Below are 803 nucleotides of genomic sequence, written 5' to 3'. Positions count from 1 at the left end.
ATCTTGTGATCAACGATGCCCACGAAGGCGACGTGACCTATCACATCTTTGAGGACGAACTAGCTGCGGGCGTCTGGCTGCGGCAAGCGCTTTAGCCTAGTTCAGGCATCTTTCCCCTATGGTTAAACACTTAGCGACCACTGCGGAGAAATAGGTACCAACTCCTGATTCGGCAAGGCATGGAGGAAGGCCACGTGGTCTTTCCCTACCATCATCACCACTGGCTGAAATGGTGGTGGACCTAGAAGCAAAAAGCCCTGACCACCTGGCCAGGGCTTTCTTATTGCCACCTTCCTGATTTTAGCGAAGGCGGATAACCAGATAATTCCGAAACAGCCCACGGCGACGGGGGCGCAAGAACTCTTCGATTGCAGCAGGCCTTATTACGCGCACCGTATCCGTCGCCGTGCAGATCTCAATGCGTTCCATCTGCTGGGCGACTCGCATTAATTCAGCTGCATTCCAGTAGCCGAAGCCATAGTATACCTCCGCCCGACTACCGACCATCCCTTGGGGTGACAACCACATCGTACGAAGCGAGTCCGGCTGATCCCCGGTAGCCACTCGCCAGGACACCTGCGCCGGATGGGACGTCTTATTCTTTACTATGATCGTGTGAGCAACATCGCAGCTTCCTAAGCTTAGTATTCCGAAAGCGATTAGTAAACGTAAACAGTAATTCATATCGGCACCGTTATGTTGTCTTCTTGGAGGTAGTAGCTGATCTATCCCAGTACAGTTCAAGGTCCGTACAATTCACAGACCATAACCGGTCAGCTCTTAAAGGAGAACTTGCGTGCAGG

General features: G+C 52.4%; 1 protein-coding gene. It reads right to left on the bottom strand.

Annotated elements, in window-relative coordinates; genetic code table 11:
* Window positions 1–300: 300 nt before the first annotated feature.
* Window positions 301–528: a hypothetical protein gene (locus tag VI25_RS24960; RefSeq protein ID WP_152981810.1), complete on the bottom strand. Its 228-nt coding sequence runs from the start codon at window positions 526–528 to the stop codon at window positions 301–303.
* Window positions 529–803: the final 275 nt, after the last annotated feature.

Origin of the sequence: Hymenobacter sp. AT01-02 (genome assembly GCF_000961955.2) — a bacterium.
In the GTDB taxonomy this organism is placed as follows: domain Bacteria; phylum Bacteroidota; class Bacteroidia; order Cytophagales; family Hymenobacteraceae; genus Hymenobacter; species Hymenobacter mucosus.
The sequence above is the reverse complement of the archived record's forward strand: the minus strand, read 5'-3'. Positions and strand labels throughout refer to the sequence as shown.